The sequence below is a fragment of the Microcystis sp. MC19 genome, from assembly GCF_003019735.1.
Classification (GTDB): domain Bacteria; phylum Cyanobacteriota; class Cyanobacteriia; order Cyanobacteriales; family Microcystaceae; genus Microcystis.
Genome location: NZ_CP020664.1, coordinates 282,708 through 303,542, shown reverse-complemented (window position 1 = coordinate 303,542; position 20,835 = coordinate 282,708). Strand labels below are relative to the sequence as shown.

The 20,835-nt window shown below is 45.1% G+C and carries 17 protein-coding genes; 12 read left to right on the top strand and 5 right to left on the bottom strand.

Features of this window, described 5'->3' with window-relative positions; translation table 11 throughout:
- Positions 1-3 precede the first annotated feature (3 nt).
- From urtC to B5D77_RS01485, 4 genes are all read left to right on the top strand, one after another.
- Entirely contained in the window at positions 4-1,158 is a 1,155-nt protein-coding gene (urtC, locus tag B5D77_RS01500; RefSeq protein ID WP_106908142.1) for an urea ABC transporter permease subunit UrtC, read from the top strand.
- 163 nt (positions 1,159-1,321) lie between these two features.
- On the top strand, positions 1,322-2,068 hold the full coding sequence (gene urtD, locus B5D77_RS01495; RefSeq protein ID WP_002777291.1) for an urea ABC transporter ATP-binding protein UrtD: 747 nt from the start codon (positions 1,322-1,324) through the stop codon (positions 2,066-2,068).
- A gap of 47 nt (positions 2,069-2,115) precedes the next feature.
- On the top strand, positions 2,116-2,814 hold the full coding sequence (gene urtE, locus B5D77_RS01490; protein ID WP_008201463.1) for an urea ABC transporter ATP-binding subunit UrtE: 699 nt from the start codon (positions 2,116-2,118) through the stop codon (positions 2,812-2,814).
- Between the two features lie 21 nt (positions 2,815-2,835).
- Positions 2,836-4,059, top strand: a complete 1,224-nt coding sequence (locus B5D77_RS01485) for an NAD(P)/FAD-dependent oxidoreductase (RefSeq protein ID WP_008201464.1) — start codon at positions 2,836-2,838, stop codon at positions 4,057-4,059.
- A 315-nt stretch (positions 4,060-4,374) separates the two neighbouring features.
- On the opposite strand, the gene pckA is transcribed toward B5D77_RS01485, so the two are convergent.
- Positions 4,375-6,054 carry a phosphoenolpyruvate carboxykinase (ATP) gene (pckA, locus tag B5D77_RS01480; RefSeq protein WP_008201466.1) on the bottom strand — a complete coding sequence of 560 codons (1,680 nt, stop codon included), beginning with the start codon at positions 6,052-6,054 and terminating at the stop codon, positions 4,375-4,377.
- A gap of 756 nt (positions 6,055-6,810) precedes the next feature.
- Between pckA and B5D77_RS01475 the strand changes: the two genes are divergently transcribed.
- Complete coding sequence (locus B5D77_RS01475; RefSeq protein WP_106908141.1) at positions 6,811-8,187, top strand: cobyrinate a,c-diamide synthase; 1,377 nt, start codon at positions 6,811-6,813, stop codon at positions 8,185-8,187.
- Positions 8,188-8,459: 272 nt separating this feature from the next.
- Here B5D77_RS01475 and B5D77_RS01470 read toward each other — a convergent pair whose 3' ends face one another.
- A complete protein-coding gene (locus B5D77_RS01470; protein WP_008201472.1) occupies positions 8,460-8,846 on the bottom strand; it encodes a hypothetical protein in 387 nt (128 codons plus the stop codon).
- Between the two features lie 388 nt (positions 8,847-9,234).
- Between B5D77_RS01470 and B5D77_RS01465 the strand changes: the two genes are divergently transcribed.
- Complete coding sequence (locus tag B5D77_RS01465; protein WP_008201480.1) at positions 9,235-11,088, top strand: iron uptake porin; 1,854 nt, start codon at positions 9,235-9,237, stop codon at positions 11,086-11,088.
- A gap of 47 nt (positions 11,089-11,135) precedes the next feature.
- Here B5D77_RS01465 and B5D77_RS01460 read toward each other — a convergent pair whose 3' ends face one another.
- Complete coding sequence (locus tag B5D77_RS01460; protein ID WP_106908140.1) at positions 11,136-11,552, bottom strand: CoA-binding protein; 417 nt, start codon at positions 11,550-11,552, stop codon at positions 11,136-11,138.
- Positions 11,553-11,593: 41 nt separating this feature from the next.
- Between B5D77_RS01460 and B5D77_RS01455 the strand changes: the two genes are divergently transcribed.
- From B5D77_RS01455 to crtD, 5 genes are all read left to right on the top strand, one after another.
- Positions 11,594-11,797, top strand: coding sequence for a hypothetical protein (locus B5D77_RS01455; protein WP_106908139.1), 204 nt, complete (start codon positions 11,594-11,596; stop codon positions 11,795-11,797).
- On the top strand, positions 11,784-12,458 hold the full coding sequence (locus tag B5D77_RS01450; RefSeq protein WP_008201485.1) for a TIGR04283 family arsenosugar biosynthesis glycosyltransferase: 675 nt from the start codon (positions 11,784-11,786) through the stop codon (positions 12,456-12,458). Before B5D77_RS01455 ends, B5D77_RS01450 begins: the two co-directional genes overlap by 14 nt.
- Positions 12,459-12,575: 117 nt before the next feature.
- Positions 12,576-13,286 (top strand): superoxide dismutase, encoded by a 711-nt coding sequence (locus B5D77_RS01445; protein ID WP_008201487.1) that lies wholly within the window; start codon positions 12,576-12,578, stop codon positions 13,284-13,286.
- Between the two features lie 2 nt (positions 13,287-13,288).
- Positions 13,289-14,215 (top strand): homoserine kinase, encoded by a 927-nt coding sequence (gene thrB / locus B5D77_RS01440; RefSeq protein ID WP_008201489.1) that lies wholly within the window; start codon positions 13,289-13,291, stop codon positions 14,213-14,215.
- Between the two features lie 206 nt (positions 14,216-14,421).
- A complete protein-coding gene (gene crtD, locus B5D77_RS01435) occupies positions 14,422-15,930 on the top strand; it encodes a C-3',4' desaturase CrtD (protein WP_106908138.1) in 1,509 nt (502 codons plus the stop codon).
- A 135-nt stretch (positions 15,931-16,065) separates the two neighbouring features.
- Here crtD and B5D77_RS01430 read toward each other — a convergent pair whose 3' ends face one another.
- The gene (locus tag B5D77_RS01430; protein WP_106908137.1) at positions 16,066-17,403 is read right to left on the bottom strand and encodes a histidine phosphatase family protein; all 1,338 of its coding nucleotides are present in this window, start codon (positions 17,401-17,403) and stop codon (positions 16,066-16,068) included.
- A gap of 416 nt (positions 17,404-17,819) precedes the next feature.
- Here B5D77_RS01430 and B5D77_RS01425 point away from each other — a divergent pair, with 416 nt between their 5' ends.
- The gene (locus B5D77_RS01425; RefSeq protein ID WP_008201496.1) at positions 17,820-19,067 is read left to right on the top strand and encodes a DUF4912 domain-containing protein; all 1,248 of its coding nucleotides are present in this window, start codon (positions 17,820-17,822) and stop codon (positions 19,065-19,067) included.
- A gap of 100 nt (positions 19,068-19,167) precedes the next feature.
- On the opposite strand, the gene B5D77_RS01420 is transcribed toward B5D77_RS01425, so the two are convergent.
- On the bottom strand, positions 19,168-20,820 hold the full coding sequence (locus tag B5D77_RS01420) for an acetolactate synthase large subunit (protein WP_008201498.1): 1,653 nt from the start codon (positions 20,818-20,820) through the stop codon (positions 19,168-19,170).
- Between the last annotated feature and the right edge of the window lie 15 nt (positions 20,821-20,835).

The window sequence follows — 20,835 nt, the reverse complement described above, 5'->3', positions numbered from 1 at the left end:
ATTATGATTACCGAAACCATCACTAGAAACGAATCCCGACAACGGGAAAAGAAAAAGTTAATCACGGAAATCGCTGTTATTGTTGGTTTAGTGGTCATCTTTGCGGTGTTACTGCCCTTAGCTTTGTCGGCTTTCCGTTTGCGTTTATTGGGGCGATTTCTTTCCCTGGCTATTGTCGCTTTGGGCATAGATTTAATCTGGGGTTATACGGGTTTATTAAGTCTCGGTCATGGCATCTTTTTTGCCCTCGGTGGTTACGCTTTGGCCATGTACCTAAATCTTCAGTTACCACCGGGACAACTGCCCGAATTTTTTACTCTCTACGGGGTGACAGAATTACCTTTTGTTTGGCAACCTTTTTATTCCCTACCTTTGACAATTATAGCCCTAATTATCGTACCGGCGATCATGGCGGGATTATTAGGTTATTTAATCTTCCGCAATCGCATTAAAGGGGTTTATTTCTCGATTTTGACCCAAGCGGCTTTACTGGTATTTTTTAACTTTTTTAACGGTCAACAAAAGTTAATTAACGGCACTAATGGCTTAAAAACCGATACCCAAACAATTTTCGGGTTGCTGGTGGGTTCCGATGCCGTTCAAGTGGCCTTTTATTTACTCACAATTGTCTGTTTACTGGCTATTTATCTCCTCTGTCGTTGGTTAACTACTGGTAGATTTGGGCGCTTGTTAGTCGCCATTCGCGATGATGAGGTGCGTGTCCGTTTTTCCGGTTATGATCCTACTTGGTTTAAGGTGTTAGTTTTTGCCATTTCTGGGGCGATTGCTGGTGTTGCCGGCGCTCTTTATACCGTGCAAACGGGAATTATCACCCCTAACTCTATGGATGTGGCTTTTTCCATTGAAATGGTGATTTGGGTGGCTGTGGGGGGACGTGCTACCCTTGTGGGGGCAGTTGTCGGTACTTTATTAGTACGCATGGCCCAAACTTTTTTAAGCGAACAATTTCCGGAAGTCTGGGTATTTTTCCAAGGGGCCCTATTCCTAATTGTGGTGACAGTGCTTCCCGATGGTCTTCTCGGTGGAATTAAACGTTTGCTGACTCATTTTGGTTTCCGCAAAACTTTAATCACCTATCCTAGTATTGAGGAAGCTCCGGAAGTGCAATTGGAAAGAGAAGAATTAGAGCATAAGTGACCTTATTCTGTTAGTATTCTCCGAGTCAGGAGTGGGTCGTCAGGAGTGGGTCGTCAGGAGTCAGGAGATTATTTTTATTTATTCTTCCCACACCCTACACCCTACACCCTGCTCCCCAATTCATAATTCATAATTCATAATTACCAATTCCCTCTTAGAAATTATGACTGGAAAAATCTTAGAAATCGAGAATCTTACCGTTAGTTTTGGGGGTTTTAAAGCTCTCAATAATCTTAATTTCAGTATGGATACGGGAGAATTGCGGGTGATTATCGGTCCCAATGGTGCGGGAAAAACCACTTTTTTAGATGTGATTACGGGGAAAGTGCAACCCACCATCGGACGGGTATTATTTAAAGGTCGAGATCTCCGCAAAATTCCCGAATTTGCGATCGCTCGTTTAGGTATTGGTCGCAAATTCCAAACTCCTAGGGTATATTTAAATCTAACTGTCCGAGAAAATCTCGATTTAGTTAGCAACCGTAATAAAAATGTTTTCTCAACTCTTTTCGGTCGTCCTCCGCTAGAAGATAGCAGAAAAGTTATTGGTTTATTGGAAACTATCGGGTTAACTGCTAAAGCTGATTTACCCGCTTCTTTACTGTCCCACGGCGAAAAACAACGCTTAGAAATTGGTCAATTAGTAGCCCAGTCACCAGATTTACTGCTAGTAGATGAACCCGTAGCAGGATTAACCGATGAGGAAACGGAAAACGTGGGTAATTTGTTGTTAAATCTAGCGGAAAGTCATTCAATTATTGTCATTGAACACGATATGGAATTTGTCCGGCAAATTGCCCGCAAAGTCACGGTTTTACACCAAGGAACTGTTCTCTGTGAGGGGAATATGGAGCAAATTCAAAATGATCCGAAAGTTATTGAAGTTTATCTAGGTTCCTCGGAAGAATAAAGAGTAAAATGAGTAAAATGATTAAAATTAGTTAAAAAGGGTTGACAATGTTACACATATCTGATCTCAATGTTTACTACGGAGAAAGTCATATTTTAAGAGATGTTGATCTTAACATTAATGCGGGAGAAATGGTCTGTTTAATCGGACGTAATGGCGTGGGTAAAACTACCCTATTAAAAACCTTGATGGGGATTCTCAAACCGCGAGCGGGAGCAATTAATTATGAGCAACAAAACCTGATTAATAAAACCTCAGATCAAAGAGCCAGATTAGGACTGGGTTATGTGCCGCAGGGTAGGGATATTATTCCCCGTTTAACGGTAAAAGAGAATTTAATTCTCGGTTTGGAAGCTTTACCCACAAAAAGAAAAAATGCCACAATTCCCGAAGAAATCTTTGATTTATTTCCCGTTTTAAAAACCATGTTATCGCGGATGGGAGGAGATTTAAGCGGTGGACAACAACAGCAATTAGCCATCGCTCGCGCCTTAGTGGGGGAACCAAAATTATTAATTTTAGATGAACCCACGGAAGGAATTCAACCGTCAATTATCCTCGAAATTGAAGCGGCGGTACGGCGCATTGTTGCCAGCAAAGGAATCGCCGTTTTATTAGTAGAACAACACCTGCATTTTGTCCGCCAAGCTGATCGATATTACGCCATGCAGAAAGGGGGAATTGTTGCTTCCGGTTTCACAAGTGAATTAAGTCAAGAAGTCATTCAGCGATTTTTGGCGGTTTAAACTTAACTTTTTCCTTGATATATGACTCAAATAGTCGTAATTGGTGGCGGGGCAGCGGGATTTTTTGGCGCAATTAAAGCGGCAGAATCTAACCCCAAAGCTGGCGTTACTATCCTAGAAGCTGCCAAAGAACCTCTGGCGAAAGTGCGGATTTCGGGAGGGGGACGCTGTAATGTCACCCATCATTGTTTTGATGTTTCCCAATTGGTTAATTATTATCCTCGCGGTGGCAAAGCACTACGGGGAGCTTTTAGTCGGTTTCAACCCCAAGATACTATTAAATGGTTTGAATTGCGGGGGGTAAAACTAAAAACAGAAGCGGATGGACGAATGTTTCCCAGCACCGATAATTCTGAAACTATTGTTAATTGTCTGCGGGAAAGTGCGACTTTTGCCGGGGTTGATTTAAGGCTAAATTCCCCAGTTAAATCGGTAAAAAAACAGGAAGAAAGTTTTTTAATTGAATTAAAAAGAGATGAGCAAATTAGGGCAGATAAGCTTTTAATTGCTACGGGAAGTAGTCATTTTGGTTATCGCACCGCTCAAGATTTAGGTCATTCTCTAGTCTCTCCTGTCCCTTCTTTATTTACCTTTCAAATTGCAGATCCTCGTCTGCAAGATTTGTTAGGGGTTACTGTGGATAAAGTGCGAGTTCGTCTTGGGGGAAGTAAATTAGAACAAATCGGACCTTTGTTAATTACCCATTGGGGAGTTAGTGGCCCGGCTATTTTAAAACTTTCTGCTTGGGGAGCGCGGGTGCTTCACGAGCAGCATTACCGAATGCCTTTAATAATTAATTGGTTAGGGGATTATCATCCTGAAAAATTGCGAGAAATTATCTTACAAACTAAAAGTGAATATCCCAAAAGAAAACTTTTTAATTATTGTCCCTTTGAGCAGTTACCTAAGCGTCTTTGGCAGAGTTTATTAAGTTACTTGACTGTTAACTCGGAAACTCCCTGGGCCGAATTATCTAAAAATACTCTCAATCGATTAATGATTGAATTACAGCAAGGGGAATATCAAATCAAAGGAAAAGGGGTGTTTAAGGAGGAATTTGTCACCTCTGGGGGAGTGAATCTTCAGGAAGTGGATTTTAAAACTATGGAAAGTAAAATCTGTCCGGGGTTATATTTTGCCGGGGAGGTACTAGATATCGATGCAGTCACGGGGGGATTTAATTTTCAAAGCGCTTGGACCACTGGTTATCTCGCCGGACAAGCCATGGGCAATAGAAGGGTGTAGAGAGCGCTGGAGAGGGGGAAGTGGGGAAGTGGGGAAGTGGGGAACCTTTTTTCAGTAAACAGTAAACAGTGAACTGAAAACTCACATCTGACAACAAGGTCCGAATCTAAGACCTAATTGGTTAAGCTAAAAGCTTTGATGTGCTTAGTTTCTAACCTTCTTTTTAGGTAGGAGAATTGTCAGATTCTGTCTTTTGCCTCTTGCCTGTTGCCTCTTGCCTTCAGAAGCTGATAACTGAATACTGACTCCTGACTCCTGAATACTGACTCCTGACTCCTGAATACTGCCTTCGTTAAAACCGATTCCTTGATGCTGTTATTCCCAAATTGGACCGGCTGCAATTATTTCTTGGGAGGCAGTGGTAAATTGACGGAAATTTTCCACAAAACGATGGGCCAATTCTCGGGCCTGTAGGTCGTAGGATTCGCCATCTTGCCATGCTTGTCGCGGGTCGAGGATTTTTTTGGGAACTCCTGGGACAATTTCGGGGACGAGAACCTGAAAGATGGGATGAGGATGGAAAACCACTTCCTCTAAATCCCCATTTAAAGCGGCGGAAACCATAGCGCGGGTGTGTTTGATCGAAATGCGATCGCCGACTCCGTAGGGACCGCCAGACCAACCGGTATTAATCAGATAAACGGAGGTTTCGGGGTGTTGTTCTAAACGTTGCCCTAACATTTGGGCATAGACGAGGGGTGACAGAGGGAAGAAACATTGACCGAAACAACTGGAAAAAGTCACCTGTGGGGCGGTGATTCCCCGTTCCGTTCCCGCTAATTTGCTAGTATAACCGGAGAGGAAATGATACATCGCCTGGTTCGTGGTTAATTTGGCGATTGGTGGCAGTACCCCAAAAGCATCGGCAGTTAAGAAGATAATCGTTTTTGGGTGGGTTCCCATGCCGGATACGGCACAATTAGGGATATAACGCAGGGGATAGGCGGCGCGGGTGTTTTCGGTCAAACGACCATCATCATAGTCGGGAAGGCGATTATCGGGGGAAAGGATCACGTTTTCGAGAATAGTGCCAAACCGAATCGCCGCCCAGATTTGCGGTTCGTATTCGGCACTTAAACGGATGGTTTTAGCGTAACAACCGCCTTCAAAGTTAAAAATGCCGTCCTCTGACCAACCGTGTTCATCGTCACCGATGAGGCTGCGTTTAGGATCGGCGGAAAGGGTGGTTTTACCCGTACCGGAGAGACCGAAAAAGAGGGCTGTATGACCGTGTTTATCCATGTTAGCGGCACCGTGCATCGGTAAAACCCCTTGTTTGGTCATCAGGTAGTTCATCATCGAGAAGACGGATTTTTTGATTTCGCCAGCGTAGCGAGTGCCACCGATGAGAACGATTTTTTTTGCCAGGTTGAGGACGATAAAGGCTTCGCTGTTCAGTCCGTCATCCTCGGGATCTGCCTGTAACCCCGGCAGGGCAATCACGGTAAAATCGGTGTGATGGGCGGCTAGTTCGATCGCACTGGGCCGGAGGAATAACTGATGGGCAAAAAGATTATGATAGGCGATTTCGGTGACGACGCGCACGCCAAAGCGATAATTAGGATCGGACCCGACGTAACCATCGAAGACATATAGGTCTTTTCCCTGCACATAGGCGAGGACTTTTCGGTATAACTGCTGGAATTTTTCCTCGCTAATCGGGGCGTTATGCTGATTCCAGTCGATTTCCTCTTCGCTGGTGGCTTCTTTGACAATGAATTTATCTTTGGGGGAACGACCGGTATATTTGCCCGTTTCCACCACTAAAGCCCCATTATCTGCTAAAACGCCCTCATGACGTTTGATCGCCTGTTCGACTAATTGCGGTACGGAAAGATTGCGATAAACGCGACCGAGATTTTTCATGCCTAGGTTTTCGAGGCCGTAGGTGGGATGAATTTGATTTTCTAATTCGTAGTAGAAATTGACATTCTCCACGCGATCGGGCAAGGGACAAGAGATACTATCATTGGTCAGCGTTTGTAGAGTCGGCATAACCCCAATTCTCCTGATAATTTAGTTGTCGGTTTAGAGCTAAGTTCTAGGTCTCTGATTAGTGCAGTTATAGAAACTAGAAAACCCTCGTTTTCTGTCTTTTTCACTCCCAGACACCTAAGAAGCTATATTGATTAGTTTATTTGACGATATTTGCCTGATTAATCTGGTCTTTTGCTGTCGGTAAAGCCAACTTTAGAGCGGTAATTGAGGCTTATTTGCGTATTTAACCCTCATCTCCCAGTCAGGGTTTTTACCTTTTCCCTCTTGCCGATCTAACTGCTTTTTCTAGATATTTTTAGTCTATCTGTACAATAGGATACAGACGATGTTTTTTTTACAAAAGTTAACAGCTAAACAAAATTGGTCAGCTAATCTAGCTGTTATCTTAATGGTGGGGTAGGAAGTCTCTGGTTTTGGGGAACGTCGGAACGCCGGAATAATAGCCGGTCGTCTAGAGATGATGCCAAAGATCATAAACGTCGTCAAATTGATTTCACCGCTAATAAAAAAAGTCGATTGACACGGGAACCAGTTAGTGGCCAAAATTAACTCTATTAGCCGTTGGCAAGCTCTAGAATTGATTGTGTAAGTAGTCGGACATAAATTATGTTGTCTATCTTAAGAAATGTAAATTGCCGCAATTCTTACTGACTCCTGACTCCTGACTCCTTACCCCACAGTTAACTTTACTTTTGTCCAACTACTTAACAGGTTAATTAAGTCTAGCTCGATCTCGAAAAAAAACAACTAATAATGATCATCGCAGGAGAAAGAAGCGGAGTCGGTAAAACGACGATTACTCTGGCAATCTTGGCCTATTTAATCAGTCGTGGCGATCGAGTGCAATCTTTTAAAGTCGGGCCCGATTATATCGATCCCATGTTCCATACTCATTTTACCGGTCGCCCCTGTCGCAATCTCGATCCGGTTTTAACTTCTGAAGACTATGTAAAAACCTGTTTTGCCCAACACTGTCAAAATGTCGATTATGCTCTGATTGAAGGGGTAATGGGGTTATTTGATGGTATTCAATTAAGCGATACTCAATTTCCCGACTATGCCAGTACCGCCCATATTGCCCGTATTTTAGGGCTTCCTCTGTTGTTAGTTATCGATTGCAGCCGTTTATCTACCTCTGTCGCCGCTATTGTCCGCGGTTATCAATCTTTAGATAAAAATCTCCATCTAGCCGGAGTTATCCTCAATCGGGTTGGCAGCGATCGCCACCTGCAATTACTGCAAACCGCCCTAGAATCCATCAATATGCCGATTGTCGGGGTTTTGCGTCGTCAAGATTCCCTGACAATTCCTGATCGCCACCTAGGATTAGTTCCCAGGGATGAACTAGGAGAAATCAGGGAACTGCAAGATCAACTGGCTTCTATTGCCCAAAACTGCTTTAATTGGGACATTCTCTTGCCTTTACTGACTATTTCTCCCCAAGAGAACCCGAAAAGTCCCACAGAATCAAATAAGCTTTTTCCCCCTATCCGTATCGGTATTGCCAGAGATAAGGCTTTTAACTTTTATTATCCCGATAATCTCGATATTTTAGCCAATTTAGGCGCGGAATTAATCTTTTGGAGTCCCTTGCAAGGGGCAAATTTGCCCGAAAACCTGCAAGGGTTGTACTTTGGAGGCGGTTTTCCCGAAATCTTTGCCCCGGAATTAGCCGCTAACACCCCTATCTTAACCCAGGTGAGAAAAGCGATCGCATCGGGAATGCCCACCTACGCCGAATGTGGCGGATTAATGTATTTATGTGACAAAATAATTGATTTTGAGCAAAAAAACCATTATATGTTGCAAATAATCCCCCAATCTGCTATAATGTCCCCGAAGTTAACCCTAGGTTATCGGCAAGCCATCGCCCAACAGGAGACGATCCTGCTCAAACCGGGTCAACCAGTGCGCGGCCATGAATTCCATCGCTCCCAATTGAGCGGGGTGAGCGACGCACCGGTTTATCAACTGCAAGCATTCCCAAAAAGTGCTATCAATGCCGAAGGGTGGCAAGGTAAGAATCTGCACGCTTCCTATCTCCACCTACATTTTGGGGCTAATCTGGGCCTGCCGAAAAAATTTTTAGCTGCCGGCCTTGATTTTTTCCGAACAGCTGCGTTAAGCTGATTGCAGATAAATTCAATAATTAATCCGTTCAGGGATACAGGAGGTGATGTCGATGGTAGAAAGTAGTAAAAGCATGGGTCTCCTAATCGACAATAGCCGGCTGTGCGCCGGGGCTGTTCTCTAGACCCCCACGTCTAAACAAGATTTAGACTAGCTGGAGTTCCTTCCGGCAGTCTGGTGTCGATTCTGATGACCCGCTACACCGCCCTTACCGAGCAATTGGTAAGGGCGGATAGTTTTTCAGGGTTTCCCGTCATCTCTTCACTTTAACTCTACGGGCGCAAACTAACCCAGCGCCGCTTCTGGTTGGGGGACACCATTTTAACGCCTGTCACCGAGATAATATCGTTGGCCAAATTGTCCGCCATCATGGGAATTAATCGATTCATATTATTCTTATAAGCTTTTATCCAGAATTCGGAGAGTTTATCTCGCGCCTCCTCATTAACGTAGATAGTTTTATCTGGCGTAATCAATACCATTGCCACGTCACCTGAGTTTTCCGTGACGGCAAAGACAAACTGATCACGGTCGGACTTGAGACCTTCGTACCAGTAGTCTAGGTGTTCTTCTAATTCGTATTCATAGAGAGCGCGTTCCATCTTGCCATCTTCTAGTAAAGCTTTACGCAGTGTATTGGCTATCTTTCTTTTTTTCATGGTCTTGTACCTGTTTTTGTCGGCGTTAAGTTTTGCCCATTAGGCATCACTTCTTATAGGAGTGCCACTACAGAAATCATCAATTAACCTGACAACAACCCAGTCCGGTCGCCGTTATCAAAATCACAGAACCTTGTCCGACCTCCTCTAGATGAGCCTGTTATTGGAGCTTAAGTTTTCTCCCTGTAAGGATTCTAACCTGCTTTAGTTTTTGTTTAAGTGCCGTCAGGAGCGACAGGGTGGCCACTTTGTCAACTGGTCAAGGGAAAAAAATGAGATCACATCTTTCCCTAAGCAATTAAGTTGTGTATAATGGCAGAAGAATAGAAAGGCTATATGCGTCATCAAACTGTGTAGTCAACCTATAAGGTGTGAGGAAAAAACCATTATGTTAAGAATGTTCTGGAAATCATTGCTGGTTAGCCCGGCGATTTTAGGGGCTACCCTGGTAGCTTCCGCCAATGCTAGCAGCTTCGATCCTGCCAAATCTACCAGTGTTTCTGCCGAATTTAACAGTCTAGAAATCGCCCAAGTTCAGGACAACGGTGCAGGAACTGGCGAATTACTCAATCAGATCGAACAGTACGGTAACGAAGGTCAAACGGTTCCCGTACAGGGCAACAGCATCGATCAAGTCACCAGCGTTAACCAACTGCGGGATGTTTCCCCCACCGCTTGGGCCTATGAAGCCCTAAGAAGCCTTGTGGAGCGCTATGGTTGTATTGTCGGTTATCCCGATCGCACCTTCCGCGGCGACCGAGCTTTAACCCGTTGGGAATTTGCGGCTGGTTTAAACGCTTGCTTAAACGTGATGGAACGTTTAATTCAAGATGGTGTCAACGTCCTCAAAGAAGACTTAGATGCTCTCAAGCGCTTGATGGATGAGTTCCAAGCCGAGTTAGCAGCTTTAGGAGCTAGAGTTGACAACTTAGAAAGCCGGGTTTCTTTCCTCGAAAATAATCAATTCTCCACCACCACCAAATTAGCCGGGGAAGTCATCTTCGCCGTTACCGATACGGTCGGTGCTGGTAGCCCCGCTTCCCAGGCCGCCATGCAATACCGCGCTCGTTTGCTGTTAAACACGAGCTTCACCGGTCAGGACGTATTGAAAACTCGTTTAGCGGCGGGTAGTGCCACTCCCTTTGGATTTGATTACAAATCGACCACCACACTACAAAATGGTGATCCCGCTTCCGTCAGATTCGATAATCTGCAAAGCCCTTCCCTATTCCAAACTTGGACCGCGGCCGGTAACGGTAGCGATGTGGTTCTCGACTGGTTGGCCTACTATACCCCGATTGACTTAGGTTACTTTGGTCGCTTCAATACCTATGTTGCCGCTTGGGGTGGTATTTGGAATGACTTTGTTCCCACCACTAATCCCTTCTTTGAAGACTTCGACGGTGGTAATGGTGCGCTATCTACCTTCGCTTCCGAAAACCCCATCTACCGTATCGGTGGTGGTTCTGGGGCCGGTGTTAGCCTACAGTTAGGCTTCCTCCAAAGCATTGTCGGTCCGACTTCCCTATCTTTAGGTTACTTAGCCGGTGGTGCTACTTCCCCTGCTGACCCCAATCCGGGCAACGGTCTCTTTAACGGTGACTACGCCGCTTTAGCACAGATTAACGCCAATCTTTTCAACTTCTTGAACGTTGGCTTTACCTACGTTAACGCTTACCAAAGTGCTGACACCGCTATCTTCGGTAACGGTGGTACTCGTGGTGTAACGGGTACTTCCGCCGCTAACCTTTCCCAAACTCAGTTAAATACCCTGCTCAACGTCAACGGCAACGATCCGGGTAGCGTCACCCTACAGGATGAAGTCGGTTTCTTCAACTTCGGAGCCAAAGTATCCAATAGCTACGGTTTAACCGGTGCGGTGGATATTGGTTTCGCCAGCTTGAGTGCTTTCGGTTCCTACTCCACCGTGCGCTTACTCGGTCTCGGTGATGCGGAAGTGTGGACCTACGGTGCTGGTATTGCCTTCCCCGACTTGGGTAAAGAAGGAAATATCTTAGGTCTATTTGCTGGTGCGCAGCCCTACATCGGTCACTTAAGCTTCCGAGACATGGGGCTAAAAGTATCTAACATCGTTCCCTACCACGTTGAATTGTTCTACAAGTACCAAGTCACCGACAATATTTCTATCACCCCCGGTGTCATCTGGATTTCTGCACCTGAACAGTTCAAAGGCACTGGTAACGAGTGGATTGGGACCCTTCGCGGCACCTTTACCTTCTAGGATTTCCTAAATTAAACCCGAAACCCCACCATCGGTGGGGTTTTGTTTTAGGGAAATAAACGCTGGTATTCTATCTGGATACAAGCATCCATAATCACATTTAAACCTGCCTCGATCGCTTTTTTTTCCGCAACTGGGTGATAAATTTTCAATTGTGTCCAAAGAGTAGCAGCCTGAACAGCAATAGCTGACTCGACAATTTCGGGTAGATAATCAGGATGACGAAAAACGTTAACAATATCCACGGGTTCGGGGATAGCCTCTAGAGAAGGATAGCAACTTTGACCATCAATTTGCTTGACCATCGGATTGACCGGATAGACTCGATAACCCACCGCTTGCAGGAATTTGGCTACCTGATAGCTGGCGCGACTCGATTTCTCAGAATGCCCGACCACTGCGATAATTTTACTATTGCTGAAGATGGTTTTGAGCGCACCATCGTCTCCTTTAATATTTGGCATTGTCCCACCTATCTTAGAACAGAGTTTCGTTTCCCATAAAGATGAAGTGTAACCTAATTTGGCATCGACTTTTGACGGCAGCTTTAGCCACTGTGGAGAACTGGCAGCAATGTTTAACTTTTCTACAGGAAAAACAGTTATTAAACATCCCAATCAATCCCTCGGTATCTGTAGGCAAATTTACCCGATGGTCGCCCCTAAATCCTCTGACTTTAGTTAGTACAAAACCTCATGAATTATCTTAGTATTATCATTCCGACTCTTAATGAGGAGTTAAGAATTGCGGCAACGTTAAAACAGATAGGTGAAGGAGTAGAAATTATTGTTGTCGATGGGGGAAGTACAGATAAAACTAAAGAAATAGCCGAACAATTGGGAGCAAAAGTAATTATTTCTTCTGGTAAAGGTCGTGCTTTTCAGATGAATATAGGTGCAAAAATAGCGAAAGGAGATATTTTATTATTTCTGCACGGAGATACTTTACTTCCCCAAAATTATCAAGAACAAATTATCAATACTTTATCCCAATCTGCGATAGTAGCGGCAGCCTTTGAATTAAAAATTGATGGAGAGGAAAAAAACCTGCGTTTAGTGGAAAAATTAGTTAATTGGCGTTCTCGCTGGCTTTCCCTTCCCTACGGAGATCAAGGAATATTTTTAAAAGCCTCAATTTTTGCCGATTTAGGCGGTTTTCCTGAGTTGCCAATTATGGAAGATTTTGAATTAATACAAAGATTGAAAAAAAGGGGTAAAATAGCCATAGTTGCTGCTCCGGTGATTACCTCGGCAAGACGTTGGCAAAAATTAGGAGTTGGCAAAACCACCTTAGTTAATCAATTAGTTATTATTGGTTATTATCTAAAAATTCCGCCTAGTTTGTTGAAAAGTTTTTATCGTTTATGGTAATTAGGGAGAACTGCCGCTAGATTCTGATTACTTCTGGGAGTCTCTCGATAAAAATTTTTGTCTCCCGAAGTACCGATCGATAGGATAATTAATAATCGGAACATCTGCTCTGAGAATATGTCTCTTGATCGCCGTCAATTTCTTTATCTTTTAGGTGCCACCCTTGGCACAGCCACTCTTGCCGGTTTTAACCGTGCCGCTTTTGCCGCTACCGGTCCCTATAGTCTTATTGCCCTACCCTATAGCTATGATGCCCTAGAACCTTATATTGATAAGGAAACGATGCAATTTCATCACGATAAACACCATGCAGCCTACGTTAATAATCTCAACACGGCAGTGGCAAAATATCCAGAATTGCAGAAAAAAACAGTAGTAGAATTAATTACAAAACTTGACTCTTTGCCAGCCGATATTCGCACCACTATCCGCAATAATGGCGGCGGCGATCTTAATCATACGATGTTTTGGCAGATTATGTCCCCCGATGGCGGTGGCGAACCAACAGGAGAAATAGGAGCGGCAATAATCGCTAAATTTGGCAGTTTCGAGGAATTTAAAAACGCTTTCAACCAAGCTGGTACTAAACTTTTTGGTAGTGGTTGGACATGGTTGGTTTTAAATAAGTCAGGAAAACTAGAAATTACCAGCACTGCTAACCAAGATAGCCCGCTAATGAAGGGATTACAGCCAATTATGGGCAATGATGTCTGGGAACACGCCTATTACTTAAAATATCGTAATCAACGGGCTGAGTATTTAAAACAGTGGTGGAATGTGGTTAACTGGGAGGAGGTAAATCGCCGCTATCTTCAGGCAAAAGCTTAACGATGACAACTTTTACGGTAACAGTTCCCGCTACCACTGCTAATATTGGGCCCGGCTTCGATTGTCTCGGAGCGGCCTTAACCCTATATAATCAGTTTACTTTTACCCTGCTGCCGGCAACGACAGCTAACCCTGTCAGCATTAGTGTCAAGGGAAATGAATCAGCTAAAGTTAGCCAAGGGGCTGATAATTTAATCTATACTTCTTTTTTGCAAGTTTATCAAAAAATAGGACAGAATCCGCCCCCTATCGCCATCGAGATCGGTTTAGGGGTTCCTCTGGCTAGAGGTTTAGGTAGTTCTGCCACTGCTATTATCGGTGGGTTATTGGCCGCCAATCAATGCGCCGGAAATCCTTTATCTATGGGGGAAATCGAAGCATTAGCGATCGCATTGGAGGGACATCCAGATAATGTGGTGCCAGCTTTGCGGGGCAACTGTCAGCTATCGGCAGGATATAGCACAAATTGGGCTATTTGTCAAGTATTTTGGCAAAAAAATCTCATTCCCGTCTTGGCGATTCCCGATTTTGAGCTGGCTACGGAAAAAGCTAGGGCGGTTTTACCAGAAAAAATTAGCCGTCAGGAGGCTATTTTCAATATTTCCCGCTTGGGTTTATTATTGCGGGGATTGGAGACGGGTAACGGCGATTGGCTGAGAATTGCCCTAGAGGATAAACTGCATCAACCCTATCGCCAATCTTTGATCCCGGGTTACGAAAAGGTGAAAAAAGCCGCCATTAATGGGGGTGCTTACGGGATGGTAATTAGTGGCGCAGGTCCGAGCCTATTGGCTTTAACTAACCCCGACAATGCCCAAAAAACAGCCACAGAGATGACCAATGCTTGGGAGGAAGTGGGGATTAACTCCAGCGCCAAAATTTTGGCTTTAGATACCCTAGGGGCGCGGGTAAACTGTTATGAATTATAAATTATGAATTATGAATTATGAAGTGGGGTGTGGGAATTATGAATTATGAATTATGAATTGGGGAGGTGGGGAAGTGGGGAAGTGGGGAGAAAAAAGCTGCCTCCTGCCTCCTGACTCCTGACTCCTGACTCCTATCTCCTGACTCCTGACTCCTGACTCCTAACGCCACCAACAAACTTTTTCAGCAAACCCTAATTATTAAGAAAATGACGCAAATTACCGTTATTGGTGCAGGGATTGGCGGACTAACGGCGGCGGCATTATTGGCGCGTCGAGGTTATCAAGTCACAGTATATGATCAGGCGGTTGTCCCCGGAGGTTGTGCCTCGACTTTTTCCCGTCGGGGTTTTACCTTTGACGTGGGGGCAACTCAAGTGGCAGGATTAGAAGTAGGGGGCATTCATCAGCGCATTTTTGCCGAATTAGGGATAGATTTACCCGATTCTGTCCCCTGCGATCCTGCCTGTGCCGTTTTTCTGCCGGGGGAAACCACTCCGATAAATGTCTGGCGCGATCGGCACAAGTGGCAAGAGGAAAGACAAAAACAATTTCCGGGCAGCGAACCTTTTTGGCAATTATTACAAAAACTCTTTCAAGCAAGTTGGCGTTTTCAAAGTCGCGATCCAGTTTTACCCCCGCGCAACTGGTGGGATTTAGGGCAATTAATCGCCGCTTTGCGTTTAGATACTGCCATTACCTTCCCCTTTACTTTGATGACTGTGGGAGATGCTCTGCGATTATACGGCTTAGAGAGGGATAAACGCCTAAAAACCTTCCTTGATCTTCAGTTAAAGCTTTATTCCCAAGTTACTGCCGATGAAACCGCTTTACTTTATGCCGCCACCGCTTTGGCAGTTTCTCAGTCTCCCCAAGGCTTATCCCACCTTCAGGGTAGTATGCAGGTATTAAGCGATCGCCTAGTAGCAGCTTTGGAAAAATACGGCGGTAAATTGCAAATGCGCCACACAGTAGAAAAAATACTGACAGAAAAGGGAAAAGCCACGGGAATTATCGTCAGAAATCAAAAAAATGGTCAAATATATCCAGAAATGGCCGATGAGATTGTGGCTAATATCCCGATCCAAAATTTACCACAATTAATCGATCGCGAAGCCATTCCCAGTCTTTATCACCGGAGAATCGAAAAACTTCCCCCCGCGTCCGCTGCTTTTGTGGTTTACTTAGGAGTCGATCGCGCTGCTATTCCCCCCGATTGTCCCCCCCATTTGCAATTCCTCTACGATTACGATGGCATAATCGGCGAAAATAACTCTTTGTTTGTTTCCGTGAGTAAAGAAGGGGATGGCCGCGCCCCAGAGGGAAAAGCGACGATTATTGCTTCTTCCTTCACCGATACCAGTCTTTGGTGGCGAAAAGGAGAAGATAATTATCAGCAATTAAAAGCAGCATACACCCAAGAGGCGATCGAGCGTCTCGGTAATTATTTCCATCTTAATCCTGATCACATCGTTCATATCGAATCAGCTACACCTCGCACTTTTGAACGGTTTACGGGGCGAAATCAGGGCATTGTCGGCGGTATTGGTCAAAGACTGTCCACTTTTGGCCCTTTTGGCGTAGCGACGCGCACTCCGATCCCCCATCTTTGGTTAGTGGGAGATTCCACCCATCCGGGAGAAGGCACTGCCGGAGTCAGCTATTCGGCACTAACGGTAGTTAGACAGATTGAGAATCAATTATTAGCTTCTAGTTAGCCGTAATTATGAATTATGAATTATGAATTATGAATTGGGAAGAATAAATAAAAGCAATCTTCTGAATACTGATAACTGAATACTGATAACTGTTAACTTACCCACTGATAACTGATAACTGATAACTGATAACTGTTATAAAGCGCCGGCTGCCGTGCGATCGAGTATTCCCGATCCTAGATGAGAGGTAATATTAATTGCTTGCAGGACCGGTTGAGAGTCAAATCCTTTGGGATAATCGATCACACTAACCGCGCCATTTCCCTGTTTAATATTCCAGAAATTGGCGGGTTTTAAACCCAATAAATAACAAAGAATCACCTTATTAATGGCATCGTGAGCTACTACCATAATTGTCTTAGGACTATCGCTATTACTATAGGTTTTAACGATTTGCTGCCAACAAGCGATCGCTCGATCCCAAACTTCCTGTAAATTCTCCCCTTCCGGCATTTGCACGGTTTCTGGGGCATTTTTCCAGTCTTCTAACATCCCGGGGAAACTCGCTTCAATTTCCTCCTCTAATTTACCTTCCCAAAGTCCGTGACAGATTTCTGTCAGATCTACTTGGGTATCTAAGGTGACATTGGGGTGATATTGCAGGATAATTTGGGCAGTTTCCTTGGGACGGGATAAAGGACTGGTGACAGCGTGATCGATCGCCGTTTCTCGCAGAAATTCGGCGGCTTTCTCAGCTTGAGCTTTGCCATTATCATTGAGAGGAATATCGCGCACACCTTGAAAACGTTTATCCCGATTCCATTGGGTTTCTCCGTGACGCACCAGTAGCAGCCTAGAACCTTGGAAAGGAGGACGCGGTGGGGGTAAAGCTATCCCTAGGTGTGCCGTTTGATTGAGGGATTCCACCTGCACAGGATCACCAAAATCACCCGTAAAATTGAGAACATTAACGCAACAGTTAGATTGTTGGAGGGAATGGTATAAGGAAACCGGAATACCGATGGCACTGAGGATTAAACAGCGATTAATGCCGTTATGGGCAACAATGAGGATAGTTTGTCCCTCGTGTTGGGGAATAATTTCTCGCCAAAAATCTTGGGCTTGTTGATAGAGGGAGAGAACGGGATAATGTTCTTGACCATCGGGCAGTATCATCTTAAATTCGTGAGGTTTTTGGTGCCAATCCCGATATTCTTGCGGGTATTGAGCTTTTACCTCCTCTTTGACCATATTTTCCCAGATAGGCAGATCGATTTCTAGTAACTGCGAAGTGGGTTGAATGACGGGAGAGTTATTTAAACGAGACTGAATCACCTCAGCAGTAGATTTGGCTCTTTGGAGAGGACTACAGTAAAAAGCGGCGATATCGATTTGACTGAGGGCATTTCCCACTTTTTCCGCGTCCAGATGCCCTTTTTCCGTCAAAACCGAGCCATCACTGCGACCTTGTATTTTCTGCTGTGCGTTATAACTGCTTTGTCCATGACGAACAATAATCACACGGGTAGCCAAGCGGTTCAGTCTCCTTAACTAAAAGTCTCAATATCAGATTACAGGCGATCGGGATCGGAGTACAAATCAGTGATCAGTAATCGGTAATCAGTAATCAGTGGAGATCGGCGAGCATTTGTACTAAAATTTCCTTATGCAGTTTCAAGGCAGCACAGCGTATCAAAACTTCCTGACATGAAAATCTCTTTGGGATCAAGGGTTTGGCGTTTTTGTCAAGAAATCATGACAATGTACTTGGTCAAAATCAGAATCTTGCTGTTTAATAGGTATTTATAACAAGCGATTCCCTTGATCCCCATCGAGTGGATCTCTCGTTCACAAAGCAATCGATGAGTAGTTGAAGGATTACCCAGATCACTGCTTTTGCAAATGCTCAAAAACATTTGCCGTCGTAACTAATCGGAGAGTGTCAACTCATGGTTCCAGAATACCCACCCTTAGATGAGATGACCTTGCGGCAACTACGACGAGTTGCCAGTCAATACAGCATCTCTCGTTACAGTCGGATGCGGAAAACGCAGTTAATCGAGGCAATTACCCAAGCTATGGGAGTAAGCGGCAATTTTAAATCTATTATTAAAGAGGAAAAACCAGTGGAAGCAGCAAAATTTGAATTAGGTCAAGCTAACCCGATCGAAGATATCCTAGGTTCAGTGGATGATGGTTTAGGAGATCTGCCCGGTGGCTACGGTGAAAATCGCATTACCCTCCTACCGCGCGATCCTCAGTGGGCCTATGCTTACTGGGATATCCCCAACGAATCGAAAGAAGATTTGCGTCGTCAAGGGGGACAACAATTAGCCCTGCGTCTTTATGATGTCACCGATATCGATCTCAATAGCCAAGGCGCCCACAGTGTCCAAGAATATCTCTGTGATGAATTGGCCCGGGAATGGTATTTACCGATTCCAGTCAGCGATCGAGATTATGTTATCGATATCGGTTATCGTTGTGCTGATGGTCGTTGGTTAGTTTTGGCCCGTTCTCCTTTAGTGCGGATTCCTCCCGTCTATCCTTCCGACTGGATTGAAGATATTTTTGTCACCGTTAACTGGGAAGAAGAACTGGTGGGTAAAACTGTTTACGAACTCGTTCCCCCCAGCAAACGCTACGGCAGCAGCGCCGGAACCACGGGAACTAGCCCCATCTACGACCAAATTTTCGAGAGTGTCGGCGATATCGAGGCCCTACGGGTGGCCGGTTCCTTGTTTGGTTCCATGCAGCACGTCGCTGGTTCCGTACCGATGTCGGAAGTGATCAGTTCTTATGTATTCCCCTCCGGGGTTGGTATGTGGGCAGTTCCCACGGTATCGGGACTAACCGCTTCCGGTATCGGGATGACTGCTTCTGGTATCGGTATGGGTGCTTCGGAAACCCTACAACGTCCGCGCAAATTCTGGTTAGTTGCCGATGCAGAATTAATCGTCTATGGTGCCACCGAACCGGATGCCACTGTAACTATCGGTGGTCGTCCGATCAAACTCAATCCCGATGGCACTTTCCGCTATCAGATGTCCTTCCAAGACGGTTTAATCGATTATCCGATTATGGCCGTAGCCGCCGATGGTGAACAAAATCGTTCTATCCACATGAAATTCACCAGGGAAACCCCCTCTCGCAATACCAACACTAAAGATGAGGCGGTTCTAGAATGGTTGTTCTAGATTGCGTTTTCTAACGTTACTAAAGCCAACCTAATTACTTCCCCCTAACTGAGATTTAGTTAGGGGATTTTTTTTGGAGGTTGCTTGCCGCTATCAACTTCTATTCCCAAATCTGACAGCTTAAATCGCCCGATTTTTGGGAAAGACGCAGATTTTCACCGTAATCGACGGGAACATCGATCACCGCAGGGACATCTTGCCGGAAAGCCTCCTCTAGTATCGGGATCAAATCCTGAGTAGATTCCACCCGATAGCCTTTTAATCCCATACTTTCGGCAAATTTAACAAAATCGGGATTACCAAACTTAATAAAAGAAGAGGTGCCAAAATGGTTGAACTGCTTCCATTCGATTAAACCGTAACCGCCATCATTAAAGATGAGAGTGACGAAGGGAGTTCCCACCCGCAAAGCTGTCTCCAACTCCTGACAATTCATCATAAAACCGCCGTCCCCCGTCACCGCCACAACGCGCTTATCGGGATGAACTAACTTAGCGGCGATCGCACCAGGGATGGCAATACCCATAGCGGCGAAACCGTTAGAAATAATGCAAGTATTAGGACAATCGGAGTGATAATGGCGGGCCATCCACATTTTATGAGCGCCCACGTCACAAATAGCGATATCTTCCGGTCCCATTACCTGACGCAGATCGTAGATCAATTTTTGTGGCTTGATCGGAAAACCCGTATCATTGGCATAGGTTTCGTAATCGGCCCGAATTTCCGTCTTTAATGCTGCGGTGACAGGAGTTGGTTTATTCTGGCGATCAGCCCGTTTGAGGATATCGATGAGAGAATCGGTGATATCACCCACCACTTCCACCACCGGGGCATAACTGCTGTCAATTTCCGCCGGAGTCATGCCGATGTGAATAATCGGTAATTTCCCGTCTGGATTCCATTTTTTCGGGGAATACTCGATTAAATCGTAACCAACAGCAATAATTAAATCACTGCGATCAAAGGCACAACTAATCAAATCCCGTTGCTGTAATCCTACCGCCCAAAGAGCCAGAGGATGGGTATAGGGAATCACCCCCTTACCCATAAAAGTGTTAGCCACAGGGATATTCAAGGCCGTGGCGAATTCCGTTAAAGCCTCACTAGCATTAGCGCGAATTGCCCCATTTCCCGCCAAAATCAAGGGATTTTTCGCTTTAGAAATCACTGCCGCCGCCATATTCAAAGTCCGGTAGGAAGCGTAAACTTTTTCCTGACTATCGAGAGGCAAGGGATGACCATCAGCAGCCATAGCGGCGATATTTTCGGGAAGATCGATATGAACTGCCCCGGGTTTCTCACTTTGGGCGGTTTTAAAGGCTCTCCGTACCACTTCCGGGGTGATACCCGGCCGGACGATCTGTTTATTCCATTTCGTCACCGGGGCGAACATGGCCACCAAATCCAGGTATTGATGGGATTCAATGTGCATCCGATCGGTTCCCACCTGGCCGGTGATGGCCACCAAGGGCGCCCCATCGAGGTTAGCATCGGCTACCCCTGTCATCAGGTTAGTCGCCCCCGGTCCTAAGGTGGAGAGACAAACCCCCGCTTTTCCCGTCAAGCGTCCATAGACATCGGCCATAAAAGCGGCCCCCTGTTCGTGACGGGTGGTGATAAATTTGATCGAGGAGTTTTTCAGGGCTTCCAAAACATCGAGGTTTTCTTCCCCGGGTAGCCCAAAAATATACTCGACCCCTTCATTCTCTAGACATTTAACTAGAAGTTCGGCTGTGTTTAATTCCCCCATAATTCCCTCCTGTAG

Coding starts and splice junctions, on each gene's coding strand:
- urtC (WP_106908142.1), top strand. CDS start 4: ATGATTACCGAAACCATCACTAGAAACGAATCCCGACAACGGGAAAAG.
- urtD (WP_002777291.1), top strand. CDS start 1,322: ATGACTGGAAAAATCTTAGAAATCGAGAATCTTACCGTTAGTTTTGGG.
- urtE (WP_008201463.1), top strand. CDS start 2,116: ATGTTACACATATCTGATCTCAATGTTTACTACGGAGAAAGTCATATT.
- B5D77_RS01485 (WP_008201464.1), top strand. CDS start 2,836: ATGACTCAAATAGTCGTAATTGGTGGCGGGGCAGCGGGATTTTTTGGC.
- pckA (WP_008201466.1), bottom strand. CDS start 6,054: ATGCCGACTCTACAAACGCTGACCAATGATAGTATCTCTTGTCCCTTG.
- B5D77_RS01475 (WP_106908141.1), top strand. CDS start 6,811: ATGATCATCGCAGGAGAAAGAAGCGGAGTCGGTAAAACGACGATTACT.
- B5D77_RS01470 (WP_008201472.1), bottom strand. CDS start 8,846: ATGAAAAAAAGAAAGATAGCCAATACACTGCGTAAAGCTTTACTAGAA.
- B5D77_RS01465 (WP_008201480.1), top strand. CDS start 9,235: ATGTTAAGAATGTTCTGGAAATCATTGCTGGTTAGCCCGGCGATTTTA.
- B5D77_RS01460 (WP_106908140.1), bottom strand. CDS start 11,552: ATGCCAAATATTAAAGGAGACGATGGTGCGCTCAAAACCATCTTCAGC.
- B5D77_RS01455 (WP_106908139.1), top strand. CDS start 11,594: ATGAAGTGTAACCTAATTTGGCATCGACTTTTGACGGCAGCTTTAGCC.
- B5D77_RS01450 (WP_008201485.1), top strand. CDS start 11,784: ATGAATTATCTTAGTATTATCATTCCGACTCTTAATGAGGAGTTAAGA.
- B5D77_RS01445 (WP_008201487.1), top strand. CDS start 12,576: ATGTCTCTTGATCGCCGTCAATTTCTTTATCTTTTAGGTGCCACCCTT.
- thrB (WP_008201489.1), top strand. CDS start 13,289: ATGACAACTTTTACGGTAACAGTTCCCGCTACCACTGCTAATATTGGG.
- crtD (WP_106908138.1), top strand. CDS start 14,422: ATGACGCAAATTACCGTTATTGGTGCAGGGATTGGCGGACTAACGGCG.
- B5D77_RS01425 (WP_008201496.1), top strand. CDS start 17,820: ATGGTTCCAGAATACCCACCCTTAGATGAGATGACCTTGCGGCAACTA.
- B5D77_RS01420 (WP_008201498.1), bottom strand. CDS start 20,820: ATGGGGGAATTAAACACAGCCGAACTTCTAGTTAAATGTCTAGAGAAT.